The sequence below is a fragment of the Deinococcus sp. Arct2-2 genome, from assembly GCF_004801315.1.
In the GTDB taxonomy this organism is placed as follows: Bacteria; Deinococcota; Deinococci; order Deinococcales; family Deinococcaceae; genus Deinococcus.
Genome location: NZ_SSNW01000007.1, coordinates 29,355 through 45,966, shown reverse-complemented (window position 1 = coordinate 45,966; position 16,612 = coordinate 29,355). Strand labels below are relative to the sequence as shown.

At 62.2% G+C, this 16,612-nt stretch carries 12 protein-coding genes and 1 pseudogene; 5 read left to right on the top strand and 8 right to left on the bottom strand.

The genetic code is table 11. From position 1 onward, the window contains the following. Positions 1-14: 14 nt before the first annotated feature. From E7T06_RS05045 to E7T06_RS05020, 6 genes and pseudogenes are all read right to left on the bottom strand, one after another. Positions 15-929: an AraC family transcriptional regulator gene (locus E7T06_RS05045; protein ID WP_136364745.1), complete on the bottom strand. Its 915-nt coding sequence runs from the start codon at positions 927-929 to the stop codon at positions 15-17. Between the two features lie 1,015 nt (positions 930-1,944). Continuing rightward, positions 1,945-2,847, bottom strand: coding sequence for a PhzF family phenazine biosynthesis protein (locus E7T06_RS05040; RefSeq protein WP_136364744.1), 903 nt, complete (start codon positions 2,845-2,847; stop codon positions 1,945-1,947). A 673-nt stretch (positions 2,848-3,520) separates the two neighbouring features. After that, a pseudogene (locus E7T06_RS05030) lies at positions 3,521-3,748 on the bottom strand (integrase core domain-containing protein); the annotation flags it as partial. Between the two features lie 194 nt (positions 3,749-3,942). Next, a complete protein-coding gene (locus E7T06_RS21125; protein ID WP_168733372.1) occupies positions 3,943-4,113 on the bottom strand; it encodes a hypothetical protein in 171 nt (56 codons plus the stop codon). A gap of 136 nt (positions 4,114-4,249) precedes the next feature. Beyond that, positions 4,250-4,672 (bottom strand): hypothetical protein, encoded by a 423-nt coding sequence (locus E7T06_RS21645; RefSeq protein WP_240740858.1) that lies wholly within the window; start codon positions 4,670-4,672, stop codon positions 4,250-4,252. Positions 4,673-4,706: 34 nt separating this feature from the next. Continuing rightward, positions 4,707-5,216, bottom strand: coding sequence for a hypothetical protein (locus E7T06_RS05020; protein WP_136364741.1), 510 nt, complete (start codon positions 5,214-5,216; stop codon positions 4,707-4,709). Positions 5,217-5,517: 301 nt separating this feature from the next. On the opposite strand from E7T06_RS05020, the gene E7T06_RS05015 reads away from it, so the two are divergent. The 4 genes from E7T06_RS05015 (at position 5,518) to E7T06_RS05000 (ending at position 9,827) form a co-directional block, all read left to right on the top strand. Next, a complete protein-coding gene (locus E7T06_RS05015) occupies positions 5,518-5,805 on the top strand; it encodes a hypothetical protein (protein ID WP_136364740.1) in 288 nt (95 codons plus the stop codon). Positions 5,806-5,995: 190 nt separating this feature from the next. Next, entirely contained in the window at positions 5,996-7,789 is a 1,794-nt protein-coding gene (locus E7T06_RS05010) for a hypothetical protein (RefSeq protein WP_136364739.1), read from the top strand. Positions 7,790-7,879: 90 nt separating this feature from the next. Beyond that, a complete protein-coding gene (locus tag E7T06_RS05005) occupies positions 7,880-8,710 on the top strand; it encodes a carboxypeptidase-like regulatory domain-containing protein (protein ID WP_136364738.1) in 831 nt (276 codons plus the stop codon). Positions 8,711-9,044: 334 nt separating this feature from the next. Beyond that, the gene (locus E7T06_RS05000; RefSeq protein ID WP_136364737.1) at positions 9,045-9,827 is read left to right on the top strand and encodes a carboxypeptidase-like regulatory domain-containing protein; all 783 of its coding nucleotides are present in this window, start codon (positions 9,045-9,047) and stop codon (positions 9,825-9,827) included. Between the two features lie 1,065 nt (positions 9,828-10,892). On the opposite strand, the gene E7T06_RS04995 is transcribed toward E7T06_RS05000, so the two are convergent. Next, complete coding sequence (locus tag E7T06_RS04995; RefSeq protein WP_136364736.1) at positions 10,893-11,102, bottom strand: hypothetical protein; 210 nt, start codon at positions 11,100-11,102, stop codon at positions 10,893-10,895. Between the two features lie 123 nt (positions 11,103-11,225). Between E7T06_RS04995 and E7T06_RS04990 the strand changes: the two genes are divergently transcribed. Beyond that, positions 11,226-15,341, top strand: coding sequence for a BTAD domain-containing putative transcriptional regulator (locus E7T06_RS04990; RefSeq protein WP_136364735.1), 4,116 nt, complete (start codon positions 11,226-11,228; stop codon positions 15,339-15,341). Positions 15,342-15,679: 338 nt separating this feature from the next. On the opposite strand, the gene E7T06_RS04985 is transcribed toward E7T06_RS04990, so the two are convergent. Further along, complete coding sequence (locus E7T06_RS04985; protein WP_136364734.1) at positions 15,680-16,246, bottom strand: hypothetical protein; 567 nt, start codon at positions 16,244-16,246, stop codon at positions 15,680-15,682. Between the last annotated feature and the right edge of the window lie 366 nt (positions 16,247-16,612).

Below are 16,612 nucleotides of genomic sequence, written 5' to 3'. Positions count from 1 at the left end.
CGACTTCCTCCTCATCACGCTGAGGCTGCAGACACGCTGGTCTTTGCCTGCTCCGACGTGAAGATAGGGAGCTGTGGGGCACTTTTCTTGGATGAAATTGATCCAGTGCGTCCGGTCGCGTCATGCACAGCAAAAGCGTACTGGGCGGGCGTCAGGCCGTACACGCGCTTGAAATGACGGTTAAGGTGCGGTTGGTCGTAGAACCCGCAGAGCAGAGCGGTCTGGGCCAATGTTTCGCCCCGGCGGATGAAGTGCCTGGCCTGTTCAGTGCGCCAGAGCATCAGATACTCGTGAGGCGTGAACCCCAGTTCCTCGTTGAATGCGCGGATGAGGCGGAAGATACTTAGTCCGACCTTCGGCACGACGTCCATCAGCCGAATGGGTTGATGGAACTGGGTATGAAAGACCTCAAGGGTAGACGCAACGGCTGCCGAATACCGGCTCACGGATTGACCTGCAAGGCCACCGGCCGCGCTCAGGAGTTGCCTTAACGCACGAAGGTTTGCTTGCCCGTCGCCGGCATGCTGACTGCTCTGGAGCGACTTGAACAGTCCCGAATTATAAATCACGCCGTTTGGGAGACTGATGGATGGACTGACCTTCAACTGATCAGCGGTTCGATGCACCGTGGACGTGGGTATTGAGAAAGACGAGTAGGCCCAGCCCCTGCCGTCTATGGGGGTCGCCGTGTGACGCGTCCAGGCGGTAATCAGGATGATGGCCCCGGGGCGGCAGTGAAACGGAGTTTGATTCAGAGTGACGAGAACCTCACCGTCTTCGATCAACGCAACCACATTGGATGGATGAGCATGCGGCATGAAGGTATGCCGGGTTGCCCCCACTGACCAACTTTCAATTTCCAAGTCGCTGCGGAAGGTGGCCTGCAATGGTCTGCGAAGGGGGAGACCAGCAGATGGCTGAGCGATCACCAGCGCCCGTGGATATGCTGCCAAAAGTGGAGGACGGACGCTGGCCGATCCGGGATGCTCATGAGGCCAGGGTGATCCAGACTGGCCTGTGCAGGCACTGCCACTGTGCTGATCGTCAGCAGTTGATTGGATCTTTGCATCTCGCCTGCCAGAACCAGACCGAGCAGCATGCGGGAACAACAGGTGAACATACACCAACCTCCTCTCATGAAGGAGCCGCCCATCTTGGACTGCCACACCGTTATTTTCTCGGAGGCCGCTCTATGCAACCATCTAATTTTCCGATGAAGACGCCGGGTTGGATCAAAAGAGGATATAGAGCAGCTCATGGCTGCGGGGCAAGTCGGTAGATGACGCGTTCTGCCCCGCAACACATGGCACTGAGTCCACCGCTCAGCTAGGCATTCATTCCCACAGCGACTGATGGGTCACTCTGGCCTCACCCCACCGAATCGCGGTTCCTCTTGGGACAAGACATGGCACGGTGCTGACGCCGTTACGGATGGTTTCCGCTGTGCTGCTTCCCAGAGAGGAAGCCTCCTACCAGGCGAATTTCTGTTCCATTTTCTCCGTCTAATTTGAGCGTATTGTTCTCGTCCTCATGGCCGCTTATGAACTCACCCTAATTGGAGCGCCACAGGTGTTGAGGAACGAGCCAGTTCTCCTGCAAGGGGTTCTGGGAAGAGCAGGACTCGTGCCAAGCTGCGCACATGCTCTCGAGCGGCATGCAATGTGAGTACCAAGTCCCTGAAGGCCGTCACCAGCGGATGGTACGCTCCTGCCTCCGTCATCACCCTACCTGTAAACCGCCACAACGGTGTGGACAAGGATTCGGTGCGCAGTCCCCGAGGGAGGGGCGTGACCACCAAGCGGCTCAAGAGGGTGAGGCCATGCCCCTGGGCAACTAGGCCCAAGACTACGCCAGGATCGCGCAGCCTAACCCAGTCGACCGTTGACACTTCCAGTGTCAGACCGTCCTGAGCGTTGACTCGGTCAAGTGACCCTTCTCCGTCGGCTACGGAACCACTGCGTCCGGCAGCATGGCCTCGCCCCGGAACACCGGTACGCAGCCGCCGCCAACGCTGGCGCGGATGCCATCCGGAGTCCGCCGCGCAGTGGTGCGCATCTGGCTCGGTCGACCCATCTCGACCCCCTGGACGATGTCCCAAGCGCCGCTCTCAGCACCTGATAGGTGCAGCAGAAAGCCGGCCAGCGGCGTCGCTGCGCTGCCGGTCGCCGCATCCTCCCAGGTGCCAGACAGCGGCGAGAACATCCGGGCGCGCAGACCTGGCCCATCACGGCGGTAGAGGTAAAGCGAGAGCCAGCCGCCAAGTGAGGGCGTCGCCGCCACCGCACGGCGGAAGGCGGCCAAGTCGGGCGCAGCCGCGGCCAGGGCCAGCTCGGTCACCTCCATCAGTAGGCGCGCATTGCCGCCGTCCATGGCAACCGTCGGCGGGTGGTTGGCAGTAATGATCCCGTCCGGCGTGATCCCCGCACAGGCAGCAGCGAGATGGCGCGGCAGTGTGGCGCCGATAGACAACGGCAGCGGCGCGGCGATGGTAGCGCCAGCGACTGTGCCAGCCGCATCATGGTCAAGCCGCACCTCAACCAACCCAGCAATCTCCTCGAAGCGCAGCAGGCCGTTCCGCGCTCGGTCAGCCAGGACGAAGCCAGTGCCAACATTGGGATGGCCAGCGAATGGCATCTCGGCGGTACGGTTGAAGATGCGAACACGGGCGGTATTCGCGGGGTCTTCGGGCGGTAAGACGAAGGTAGTCTCGGACAGGTTGAGCTCACCCGCCAGCGCTTGCATTTCGGCCCCCGAGAGGCCCCGTGCATCTGGGAAGACGGCGAGCTGGTTACCGCCGAATTGCCGGTCAGTGAAGACATCCACTGTGACGAAGCGGTAACTGCGCATCAGCTGGTGGCCAGCCAAACCGGATCTAACGTCATGCCTTGACTGAGAGATCGGTAAGACTGGCTCCAGCCCAGCGCTGCCTGGATCACCCCTTGAGCAGAAGTGAACTGATCATTCACGGTGGCCATGACGCACCTGAACTCAAGCAGGAAATATCGTTCGTCTTGCAGGCCAGTAGACCCATTCGGCTGATGACCAGGGGGAAAGGGGTGTATCACATGTTCAGCATAAGAACATTCAGGGTGTTTCGGGTAGAGGAACTGAGCAACATTGATCAATTCCTCTCATAACCACCCGTTGAAAAGTTTAGCCCTCAGTACCCTACACTCTTCGAAGGGTTGAAAACCTCATCTGATCCGTCATCAATGCCTCCAAGGCAGTGGTAAATCGGATCCGAGCCGCCTCAGCGCTTTCGTCCCCAAAGACGTGCAGGTGGGGATGTGCGAACAGGTGCTGCATTCCAGCTTGAAAGTCTTCAAGGCGGGAAGTTGTGTCGACGGTGAGCCATCCATGTTCTTGTAGACCAGGGGGAGTTTTGAGGGGGAGACCCAGATGGTGAGCAATCGCCTGCCCTGTCATGATGGCTTTGCCTTCCGTGCTGGTCACGACACGGGAGGTGCTTAAAGCCGGGAGCTGTGGGTCATGAGCTTGCCTCGATCTTGCGTACTTGAAGTTACACCACGGCGTGAATGCTGAGCTGCTCGAATTCTAGCGGGGTTTTATACCCTAAGGTCGAATGCCGACGCCGGCGGTTATAGAACACTTCCAGAGACTCAAAGACTTGGCTGCGCCCCTCCTGGCGCGTGTGGAACACATGGTCTAAGAGCAATTCCCGTTTCAAGGTCGAAAAAAACGACTCCACGACTGCGTTGTCAAAACAATCTCCTTTCTTCCCCATGCTGGGTACGGCACCACCTGTTCGCAACGCCGCCCTGTATAGGCGACTTGTATGCAGGCAGTGGCCTTCGGTCTGATGCGGTTGCTTATTTGCACGCTTGGAGTTGGAGAACGTTAGCGAAGTGTGAGGCGGGCAAGACACCAAAAAATTTCCCCCTCAACTTGCGAGGGGGTTTATTTCAACTGCGGTGAATTGTCTCACGCGGGGCGGACTGGCGCGGCAAAGAGGCGGTGCAGGACGGCGCGCAGGCTGAAACTGGGGCGGGCGGGTTGGCCTTGGCGGGCACTGCGGGCCTGAGCTTCACGGGTGGCTTCGGCGCGGAGGGCTTCGGCGTGCAGGACGTGGATTTCGGCGTTCAGGAAATGCATGGGGTTCCTTGGGGCGCGGCCTGTGGGTGGCCCGGTGGTGCGCCTTTGTTGCGCCTTTATGGTGCGCTTGTGTGCCCGTGCAGCACATGCGGCGAGTGGCGCATAGGTGAGTGAGCCGAGTGGCTTAGGCAAGAACTCAAGCAACTCGTCCGTGCGCCTGCACCACACCGCTCAGCAGGGAGGCAAGTGCCAACGGCACGATGACCCACCGGGTGAGCGGCTCAAGAGCAATCGAGATGGCCCGAACAGTCTGGACATCTGCACTGGTCACGCCGGTCACGGCCAGGGCCAGAAAAGCAGCCACCGCGCCCAACCACCCCATGGACGCGCTGACATGCACCGTCAGCGAAAATTTCCGGAGACCAGGGGTCAAGGGCATCAGGGCGTACGGCTGTCCAGAGGTGCTTTGGCCATCAATCTGCTGTGCATGAAGGGCTAATGCCCCACATGGAGCAGGCTGAGGAGCACCTGAATCGCCGCTGAAAGCGTTCCAGACGTGGTCAACGCTCGCGGCGGGGGTGGCCTGAAGTTCAGGCCACCCCCGCCCTTCATCTGGCATGTGGCCATGTGAGGCAACACAACTCTCAGCCCTGCTACGGCAGGTGCGACAAGGCGCGCTTGGCGAGTACGGCTAGGCGTTGGGCATTCAATCTGAACGCCGAGCGATTGAGAGAGGTGCCGATCATCAACATAAGGGTGTCGCCTTTCCGGACAAGCATGACGGCGCTGCCGACCACCACGCTCGTGCTGCCCACCGTGTTGACTGCTTCACTGCTGGTGCCCACCGCCTCATTGCCTAGACCCGCCACCGGCTTTATCCCCTTAAACCCTGAGCCACCTCCTGCGCCGTGTAGAGCAAAGGCGAGCAGCGTATTGCCTTTGAGGTAAGTGTGGGCCGGTGTGATCAGTTGAACCATCAAGGCTCCGTTTTTATAGTTGAACCTGCAGGTGGGAAAGTCTTGGTCAGGATCGGGCTTGGACGTAACGCTGGTAATCCCCAGGGCAAGGCCCACATCGTTTGGGGTAAACAGCGTGCAAGGGTTGGGGGTGGCAGCGGCGAGAGAGGACAGGGTCAGGGCAGACATGGCGAGCAAGACCTTCATAGGGGGCTCCTAAGAGGGGAGGAAATGACAATGGGGCGGCTTGGGATTGAATCAGGACAACAGCCGTTTAAGTTTGCGGAGCCGAGTGCACTTGTGAGGCCCGCGGGCTTCTGGTGGAGTCGGCTTTAACGTGAGTGTGTGAAGCCGCACTCCGCCCTGAATCAAGGTAAGAGGGTTGAGGGCCGTGAGCTCAGGGGTGGAAATTGATTGCATTAAAAACACGTTGTGTGGGGCATTAGTCCTTCATGCACAGCAGATTGATGGCCAAAGCACCTCTGGCCGTGCCAACCCTGGTGGGGCTGTGACCACTGCTGGGGACGGCAATAGGCCAACTCTTGGTACAGGCGGATCGTACGGCGCTGGCGCCCTCACGGGTATTCAGCAGCTGGACAACCGCAGCTGGATGAACGTTTACCGCCGCGTTCCGGCCCTGACGAACCTGTTCGTACCGGGCAGAGTTGGGCAGCAAGACTTTGCCCCTCACGGCGCGGAGGGACGTGTAGAGCGGAGGCTGAGAGCAGGGAACGCACGGGTTCGGGTCATGGCGATTTCTCCTTATCACGCTTTGAGCGTGATGGCCATACCGTAGGCGGCGTGCGGTGACTGACGCATGACACACTTCTAGGGGCCGGTCAGCTGATGGGCTGATGGGTGGCTGAGGCCCAGGGGCGGTCGCCCCTAAGATTTCCCGTGCCCAGCGGCCTGTTTGTCCCTGTCACGCGTCAATCAGGCATGGCCTCGTACGGTGACCTTGCCCATCAGGCAAGGAGAACTTACCCATGAAAACGCTGCACGTCCTGAACGCTGCTTTCCTCACTGCTGCGCTGTCTTCTAGTGCCAGCGGTAACATGGCCCCGCCCACTGCTCTTCAGAGCATCGAACTTACTCCGACGTCGGTCAGTGCGGTTCAAGGTGAGCGTACTCTTCTGACTGCCACCGTCCAAGACGCCCAAGGCCAGGCCGTGCCAAACGCCGCTTCGGTTGCGAACGGCTTGGGAGGTGAACTGGCCAGCGGAAGTGTGCAGAGTACCGTTTCGGTAGGTGGAGTGACCAGTGCGCCCGTCACCGCACCGGGCGACCAGCCAGCAGGAAGCTTTGACCTGACCCTCTCGGCCGATAAGCTGCCCGTCACTCCCGGGACGAGCGCGAGCCTGACGCTGAACCTCACCCGCAGCATAGGCTTCAGCGGCGCGGTGACCGTAGCGCTTAGCGGCCTGCCGGCTGGAGCCACCTCGTCCAGCGTGACCATTCCAGAAGGACTGGTCAGCGGCACAGTGACCGTCAAAGCCGCAGCGAACGCCGCCCACTCGCCGCCCACAGCAGTAACACTGACCGCTACGTCCGGTACCCTGAGGGCCGCCAAGACGCTCACCGTGACGGTGCGTGGCCGAGCAGGAAGCCTCGACACCACGTTTGGAGCGGGCGGCACAGCCAAGATCGCTACGGGTTCCGGCTTCGACTACGTGTACGCCGTCGCGCAGCAGTCCGACGGTAAACTGGTGGTGGCTGGAGAAATCTCCGGTGCGTACAACGACTTCGGGATCATCCGCCTCATGCGCGACGGGGCACCCGACCCTAGCTTTGGTACCGGTGGTCAAGTCGTGATCGATTTTGCTGGCGACCGGGACACCGCCCGCGCAGTGGCTCTGCAGAAAGATGGCAAGATTGTGGTGGCCGGAGGCGCCACCGTACCCGGCGATACGGAACGCTTCGGCCTGCTCCGCTTGAACCCGGACGGCACGCTTGATTCTACTTTTGGCACCGGCGGTAAGCTCACGACGGCCTTTCCTGCCAGCAGCGCTGACCGCGCGGGTGCGCTGCTCATTTTGCCTGACAACCGCATCGTGGTGGGTGGTCAAGCCTCTCGGAGCAGTTCGACCACCGGCGTGGACTTCGCGCTAGCCCGCTACCTGCCGGGCGGTGCACTTGACCCCACCTTCGGCAGTGGCGGTCAGGTGATCACACCTGTCGGCTCCTCCTCCTCCTCCGACAAGATCTACGCGTTGGCCCTGCAAGGCGACAAGATCATCGCGGGCGGCGGCGACGCCTTTGCAGTCGTGCGCTACAGCGCCGACGGTATGCCCGACGGCAGTTTTGATGCCAGCGCCGTGACCACCAGCGGCATCGTTCACTCGATCGCCACCGACGATCAGGGGCGCGTCATCGTGGCCGGTGAACAGGCCACCATCAGCACAGTCATGCGCCTGAGCAGCAATGGAACGCCTGATCCCGCTTTCGGTATGGGCGGCAAGACCACCTTGAACCTCAACCCTGGTCTCGAGAGCCGCGCGACCGGCGTGGCCCTTCAACTGGACGGCAAGCTCGTTGTGGGCGGGTGGGTGCAGGAGACGAACTCCACCAACGCGAATTTCGCCCTCACTCGCCTGACCCCCGCGGGTCAACCCGACGTGAGTTTCGGTCAGGGCGGCACGACCATCACCGCGACCCCCAAGGGAAACGAACGGGCCAATGCCCTGCTGCTGCAACCCGACGACCGCATCGCCGCCACCCGCATCGTCCTGGCGGGCTTCGATGACGGCCCCGACTTTTCCCTGACCCGCTACTGGCCTTAAGAGGTCGGCCCTCACCGTTGCCCTCTGCGCCACTGACCTCAACAACCGCATTTCGTCCCCTCTTCGCCTTCTTCTCCACAGGAGCATGCCATGACCAAGCACACCAGCCTCACCTTCGGCCTCACCACCCTACTCGCCTTGTCCCTGATGTCCTGCGGCAGTGGCAGCGGGGGCACCACTCCGCCCATCACGCCTCCCGGAGACACCGCTGGCAGCCCCAGCTCGGCCCCCAACACTGTCAGCGGACGGGTGCTGGATACGCGGGGTACCCCCATCGCAGGTGCCCTGATCTGGGTACTGCCTGCGGTCACCACCGGACTGGTCACCGTTCACACCGACGTCCAGGGCCACTATCAGTCCCCTGCCTTGGTCAACGTGCCCTACCGCACCTACGGCTACGTCCAGACCGAGTACCACGGGCAGTCATTTTGTCTGCGCCTGGCCGCTGATCAGCTCAATGAGTACGACGCCTTCAGTCCCGATCCCGCTGGCACCGTCGTTCGCAACTTCAAAGTGCAGCTGAGTGGCAAGATTCCGGACGCCAACACCGCCAACCGCTACTTTGGCGCGGAGGTAAGGCTGATGCACCATACGTGGCGCAACGATCAACAGCTGGCGGCCAGCGACTCGGCCGTGGAAGTCACGCTCGTGCCGGACGGGGCCCTGATCGACGGCAGCCTGGGGCAGACGTTGGTGAGGTCGGCCAAGGTGGGGGAGAACTTCCTGTACGACATCCCCATTGGGCATTACAACGTGACGGCGACCGAGGTGCACCGGGACGGGACGCGCACGCCGCTGGTGCTGGGGGAGTACCAGGGACCACCCAGCGCTCAGACGACGCTGGATTTTCTGACCTCGGGCGGGTGTGGCGGCAGTACCAGTAACGTCAGCCGCGCCTTCCTCTATGTCGCCCGGCCGTGAACCCGTCCGGTTGAACTCGCCCGCTAGGACATCCAGCATGCGAACGCCACTCTTGCTCACCCTCAAGCCACCTCGGTCGGTACCCCAGTCACCGGGGGCATCGGCGCGGCTGCAGGAACGTTAAGCCTGCCCGATCACAGCGTCAACATCGAAGTTCCCGCCGGGGCCGTGTCCAACGATCAGACCGCGACCACTGAGCCGGGCGAGGTGCCCACTCAGATCATCATTACTTGGGAGTTGACGTGTCGACCCTCATCGGCTTGATGCCTGAGCTTCCTGCTTGGGCCTTGCTGGCCTTTCACTGCCCTCCCTCAAATCAGCCAAGGAGCATCCTATGCACGTACGCCGCACCCCGATCCTGAAGTTCACTCTGGCCTTGTCCCTCCTCCTTCCTCCCGCCTCGGCCGCCTCCGCTCAACCCAGCCCCGCCACCGTCAGCGGTCAGGTGCTTGATTCGCGGGGCCGCCCCCTCAGCGGCGCGCTGATCTGGGTGAAGCCTGCTGTGACCACCGGATTGCTGACGGTGCGTACCGATAGTCAGGGGCGCTATCAATCCCCAAAACTGCCCAACATTCCCTACTACGCCGTAGGCTACTACCAGACCGAATACCATGGACAGAGCTTTTGCTTGCGGCTGGCAGCAGAAAAACCGGGTGGGTATGATGCCTTCAGTCCTGATCCCGTTACCGGGGTGGTCAGAAATTTCAGGCTGCAGCTCAGTGGCAAAATAGCTGATTCCAGCGGGTACGTCTCCTACCTCGGAAGCCAAGTACGCCTGATGTGGAAGGGCGATTACGACGCGGGCAAGACAGTGGCGCAGGACTCCAGTGTGCAGACGACGTTCACACCGAATGGCCCGATGATCAACGGCACGCCGGGCAAGGCCGTCACCCTCAAAGCCAATTACGGTAACCCCATCATGGAGGACGTGCCGGTGGGTCATTACCGTGTCAGCGCAGTCGAAGTGCATGCCGACGGCCACAAGACCCCTTTGATCGTGGGGCAAACAGACACGGCGCTGGCCGCCAGTACAAGTTTCGACTTTCAGCCGTCGGGTGGGTGTGGAGGGAGCACCAGTAATGCAGGCCGCGCTTTCTTATATGTAGCACGGCCCTGAGTTGGAAGAGTCTGCCGCTCCTGCAAGGCCTGTATTTCACGTCCTGCTTGGGCGATCTCACTCACTCTGGCTGGACACATCGGACAAAAATTCCGAATAACGAACAGCGTAGAGGCTTTTCGCCCGCTGCTCCAGCGCCGCCGCTTTTTTCGCTCCCCGCCAAGAGAAACTACGCTGATCCAGCTCTCTCCCACCCTGCCCGTTGTCCTGAGAGGAGTCACGCAAGTCCGTGCGCTGCGTGACTCCTCTCAGGCCTGGCTGGTCAGATGCCACCTCTGAGGGCAGGCACCTGTGGGTCGTGGGCCTACCAAACCGAACTTGCCCTGCGCCGCAGTGAAGGCATTCGGGGTTCTGCCAGGGCCACTGCCCAGCACGGTGACCATCGCGACTGCCAGAGATCTGCTAGGGCAACTCTTTCTGCAGGTCCAAACCCCGCGTGCCAGCAGGCCGCCGCAGTGGCTGACCTCTTTTCACCGGATCTTTCAGGGGCCAACCAGGAACTTTCGGGCCCACGGCTCCGAGGCGATCCGCCAGCGTATAGATCTGTGAGCAGACGTGGCCCCACGGCCAATTGGATGGATGTCTGGTATATCCTGCGCCCCCTGAGCAGGGAGGCCAACAGTCTGGCTCGACAACACGTCTAGATTGAGGTGGTGGCCGCGGATGCAGGCGCGCCATCCTCTGAAGCTCAACGGGGCTTTTGTCACGCTAGGGCACAGCGTAGCCTGCATGACGCCGACGCTGAGGCGGTATACGGGTCTTGGCATAGGTCAGATGCTCGCAGACAAGGGCGGGTCTCCGCTCTGCTTCACGCGGCGGGGCAGGGAGTCACACTGGGCGCTGAGTCCCCGGAAGCTGGTCACCGCAGCCGAGCTGGACGCCAATCCCAGCGCCTCTACAAACGCCTGTGCTTACGGGCGGTGACATCCAGCTCGGTGTGCTGTGCTGCCTGCAGGAGCGACTGGGTTCAGCAAAAGATTAACCGCGCTCTCCCGCCCCAGGGGGCAAAAAGCCTTACCCGTGTGACGGGCGCTCTTGATTCCACCCAGCTGAGGAGAGGCGGCCTTACCGCTCCTGAGGGGCTTCCCCAAGAACCTGCGCTCGCAGGTACGCCAACAACACCTCTGGGTGGGCAAAGTACCGGCGCTCTGTTCCGTGTGGAGCCACAACCGACGCACGCCAGACCGGCTGGGTATCACCGGGTTCATGCCAGATGCGCACTAGATAGACGGCATGTTCTAACGCTGGGCGAAGTGGGGCGAGTGGTTCGGGCATGGTGGGTTCTCCTCAGATCTTGCCCACACGGTAGGACAGGCTCCGTGACTGGCGCGTGACAGCACCGACAGAGAAGGCATCGGTCTAGCATCCGAGCTGCCCCTGCCCTATGATGAAAGCCTCATGAACAGCTCCCCGGCATGGGTCTACCGGATGCTTGGCGAGCCTCGCCTGAGTGGCCCGGGGCGGCCAGACTGGCGGCTGGAACGCAAGCTTGCCGCCTGTCTAGCTTACCTGACGCTGGAAGGCCCAACCTACCGCTCCCGGCTGGCAGGCCTGCTGTGGCCTGACTCGCTGGAGGCAACTGCACGCAACAACCTCTCCCAACTGCTGCGCCGCCTACGAACAACGGCGGAGCTGGGACAAGCTGGTATGGCTGACCCTGTGGAGCTGCCCAGTGGGCTGCAGGTGGACGCTTTGACCGCGCGCACGCTGTACGCTCAGGGCCGGTATGCGGAGCTGCTCGCCTTTGAGGGTGACCTCCTGCAGGGCCTCAGCTACGACGACTGCCCCGACCTGGATGACTGGGTGTTGGCTGAACGTGAGCGCTGGTCAGAATGGCGGAGCGAGGCCTTGCGGGCAGAAAGTACCCGGTTGGAGCGGGCAGGGGAGTACGACGCGGCCCAGAAGTGGGTGCGCCAGCTGTTGGCCCTCGACCCGGTTTCCGAGGACGCTTGGCGCCGCCTGATGAGGCTGCAGTATTTACGCGGTGATCGCCCGGCGGCCCTGCGGGCCTACCAGAAATGCCGGGAGGTGTTGGCGCGCGAATTCGGTGCCCAGCCTCTCCCAGAAACCGTCCGTTTGGCCCAGGAGATCGACCGAGGTGAGGTAGCTGCCGCCGTGCCCGGCGAAACGAAGCCAGAACTGCCGCTCGCCGTGTTGCGCCCGCCCACCTTGGTGGGTCGCGGGCGCGAGTGGGCACTGATGGAAGACGCTTGGGCGCGGGGGCAGTGGATCTACCTGCGCGGTGAGCCGGGCAGTGGCAAGACCCGCCTTGCCGCCGACTTTGTGGGCAGCAAGGGGGAGTGCATCACCCTCAGCGGGCGGCCTGGGGATACGCAGATTCCCTTTGCGGCGACCGCCCGCAATGCCCGCACCGTTCTGGCGCGGTACCCAGACGTCCCCTTACAGCCTTGGGTACGCCGGGAACTGTCACGCATCGTGCCTGAACTGGCCGGGGCGAGCGGGCCCTTGCCGTCTATGCAGAGTCAAGAGGACTTGCTGCGGCTGCGTCAAGCGATGCAGGTCTTCTTCATCGAGCGCATCGGGCACCTCCCCACCCTGCTGATCGATGACTGGCAGTTTTACGATGACGTATCCAATGCTGACGCTCCCTATATGTGGTTTACGCCGCCGCCAGCGGGCGTGTCGGGTAAGATGCCCCATCCCACGGTCACCTACCGCCGGGGCGAAGTCGCGCCGGAGAGCGAAGCGCGAATTCTGGAATTTGTGGCGCAGGGCATGGCCGTTCTCATTGACCTGGAACCGCTGCCGGCAGTGGGCCTCCACGACCTGATGAACGAGGTCGGTGTGCCGGACGACGCACCGAGTCGCGAGCGCCTGATCCGGCACACGGGCGGGAATCCCCTGTTCCTGCTCGAGACCGTGAAGCTGCTGATCCAAACTGGTCAATTGCAAGGCGGCCTGCCAGAGCAACTGCCCCTGCCGGACAAGGTCTGGCAATTGATCGAACAACGCCTCGCGCTGCTGGGTACTTCGGCGCTTCAGGCCGCCCGCGCCGCTGCGACCTTAGGCCGGGACTTTGACGTTACCCTGGTGGCGGAGGTGCTGGGCGCGCCTGTGCTTGATGTGGCCGCCGCCTGGAGCGAATTGGAGGCGGCACAGATCATGCGTGGCAACGGCTTCGGGCATGACCTGGTCTCTGAGGCAGTGCTGCAGGGCATTCCCACCTCGCTGGGCCCACTGCTGCACCGCAATGCCGCGCGCGCCCTCGAGCGGGCGGGGGCCAGCCCGGCCCGCACCGCCCAGCACTGGTTGGAAGCCGGAAATCCCGCTGAGGCGATCCCCAATTTATTGGCCGCTGAGCGCCAGTCCCGTGCCCGCTTCCTGCCGGAGGAAGCGGAGCGTTACCGCCTTCAACGGGTGGTCATCGAGCGTGAAGTGGGCGCGCCCACCGCTACTGGGCCCGGGACGACGTTCTCCTTCCGGTTACCCACTGTCAAGGAGGGCTTCTTCGGGCGCGACGCCGACTTACGGGCGCTGCACGGTGCGCTGGGCAGCGGTGCCCCGCTCGTCACGCTGCTGGGCACGGGCGGCATCGGCAAAACTCGGCTTGCTCTGGAAGCAGCCCACGCAGGCGCAGGTGAGTTCTCAGACGGCGTGGTCTTTGTGCCGCTTGCGGGGGTGGCCGACGCGGAGCAGGTGCTCGGGCAGGTAGCCCGTGCCCTGAACATCAGCGACGGGGGGCTGGGGCTACACGACTCGCTGCTGGCCTTTTTACGGAGGCGGCGCATGCTGCTCATTCTCGACAACTTCGAACAGGTGCTGTTGGCTGCCCCAGACGTAGCTGCATTGCTGGCTGACCTGCCCGAGCTCAGGGTGTTGGTGACCAGCCGGGCACCGTTGCGGGTCTCCGGAGAGCGCCTGCTGCCCCTCGCACCGCTGCCCTTGCCCGAGCCGGGGGCTGAGGTCGGCAATCCCGGCGTGGCGCTGCTGGTCGCGCGGGCACGCGACGTGCGCCCCGACTTCTCCTTAACGGCAGACAACCACGCGGCCCTGAGCGGCGTCGTGCGGCGTCTTGACGGCCTCCCACTCGCGCTGGAACTGGCCGCCGCACGGCTGCGGGTGCTGTCGCCGTCAACGCTGCTGGCCCGTCTGGAACACGCCTTGCCCCTGCTTTCCCAAGGAGCGCGTGACCTGCCCGAACGCCAGCAGACCTTGCGTGCCGCCATCGCTTGGAGCGACGATCTGCTGTCCGCCGCCGCGCGACGCCTCTTCCGGCAGCTGTCTGTCTTTCCTGCAGGCTGGACATTGGAGGCCGCTGAAGCGCTGACGGACGAGGACAAGCGGGATGACGTCCTAGAGCACCTGAGTACCCTGATCGACCACTGCTTGGTGCGCTTGGAGGACACTGGGGGGGAAAACACGCGTTACGCCATGCTGTCCACCATCCGCGAATACGCCGCAGAGGAGCTGGCTGTCTCGGGGGAAGCTGATGGAGTACGGCAGCGCCAAGCGGCCTACTTTATCGCTCTCGCCCACCGGGCACGCCTGGGGCTCAGTTCTCCTGCTCAGGCCCGCTGGGTAGAGGAGATAGAGGCCGAAACAGGCAACTTTCACGCCGTCATGTCCGACCTCCTCGCCGCGGGGCGTTTGAATGATGCAGCGGAGTTGGGTTGGAATCTTTCGCCGTATTGGTGGATTACCGCGCAAATGCTGGAAGGCCGCGCCTTGATGACTGCCCTGCTGGCCCACCCACAGGCCGCCGCGCTCAGTGTGCTAGGGCAGGCTCAGGCCCAGGGCACCCTGGGCCTGATGCAGCTGTGGCTGCATGAACGAATAAGCGCGCGTGACGCACTCTGGAAATCGCGGGAAGCTTTTCAGGCCGTTGGAGACGACGAGGGGGACGTGCTGAGCAGCGTGTTTCTGGTGTTGGCCTTGGTTCAACTGGGCGAGGGGAAGAGCGCACACACTCTGGCGGAACCGAACGTGAACCGGGCGCAGAGGGCCAGCAGCTTTGCACGGAGCCTGGCTTACAGCGCCTGCGGTTTCTTATCAATGGCAGCGCGTGATCCGGACGGGATGGCCCAGTGGTACGGGCGCGTGCTGGCGCTGGCCGAGCCAGTGGACGATCACCTGAATGCGCTGCACGGCCACGCTGTGATCGCGGTGGCCCAGATTCTGGGCGGAGCGCATCTGAGTGCCGCCCGCCAACTCGCGCAGGCTTACCGGCACGCCCACGCTATCGGGTACAAGAATGGTCTGGCCATGGTAATGGAAGGCTATACCCTGATCCACGTACAGCGTCAGAACCTGCCGATTGTGGCGCAACTGTTTGGCGCCTCTGAAGCGCTGCGGGAGACCATCAATACGCCTGGCTGGGACGAAGGCCCACTGCCGCCGGATCAGACCCGCAGCCTTCTGATGGCCGCCTTGGGGGAAGTCGAGTTCGAGTCTCTGCGCGTTCAGGGCCGTCAATTGAGTGTGGCCGAAGCAGTGGCGCTGGCCCGGGTGGACTTGGAAGATCAGCCCGAATTGGCAGCCGTGGTGCTCCCCTAACGGGGTCAGGATCAACTGACCCGCCGCAACTGACCCAAGCCGCACTACCACCAATTCAAGGTAAGCAGCATCCAGCAAGCGATCCAGGGTTATTGGCTCTTCACCCTCGGATTCTGACTGAATATGACGTTTCAGAGGGCATCCACACAGATCTATTTCGGGGCGGTGCAACTGTCATCTGAGAGATGACAAGCCTTGGTGAGATTGATCACTTACAGGTCATGTACACTGCTTGATGCACTCCTGCAGCTCTGCACTCCCACCAGCTCAACCGACGTCAGGCGCGAGATCAACCTTAGGTTTTAGAAAAGTCGGTTAAGGCAACACAATCCACCAGGCTAGAAAGCTTTATTCACCGCCGCAATGGCCCGTTCTCTCAGTTCTGAGGGCGCTAGAGCTCGGAGGTTTGCCCCACTGATCTCTGGCTTGCTGGTGAGGGCTGGCGACGGCCCCACGCTCACTGCTTTGACTGGGGGATTGGTGCTCCTCTGGGTCATTGCGAACCCGACCGTTGTGCTGGGGCTGCCCATATAGTATTGCCAGCTGCCGGTGCCTACCAGGGTCGGCTGGCCATTGATTTCGGTGCCCACAAGGCCGTCTGCATCCAGGCCGATGAATCTGGCCCACTGATACGCCTGATCAGGATACATTCCGGCGAACAGCTCGCTTTTGCCAGTGGTAGTCTTCGTTCCTATCAGACCGATTTCGCGTTCGTAGGGACACTCGTCTTTTGACACGCACCAGACGGCGGCCCCAGCGCTGGCATTCGTCATCCCAGCGAGTGGACTCACTCGCCTAGCGATGCTCATTCGGCCCACGCTCACGCTGCCATCAGGAAACGCCATGCCCCACACCCACTCGCCGTAGTACGGCGTCCGGATGTCAGCGTCTTCGGATGCATTCATGTTTGGGTTATAGGGATAGCTCTGCGTACCTCCGCCCGACGAGCCTCCCGTCGTCCCATCAGGGGGCGTGGTCGCGGGAGACTGACTGCCGACCCCGCAGCCGCTCAGAACAAGTGGAACGCAGATCAACACGAGCTTTTTCATACCTTCCTCCTGGTCGGTCACGTAGGTGGTACCGAACTGGCGTGACCTTAGAAAAGACCCAGTGATTGGGGCGTGACACTGAACTGATGCGTTATGACTTTATGTATTGAGCCAAGTCCTGGAGACGGTCCACAGGGTTCCTCACACCGTCTAGGGACATGAGCAACTTGTCGGATGGGGAAGTTCACTTCTGGAGCAGAGGTCTCCGTGGTGATGAGGTCG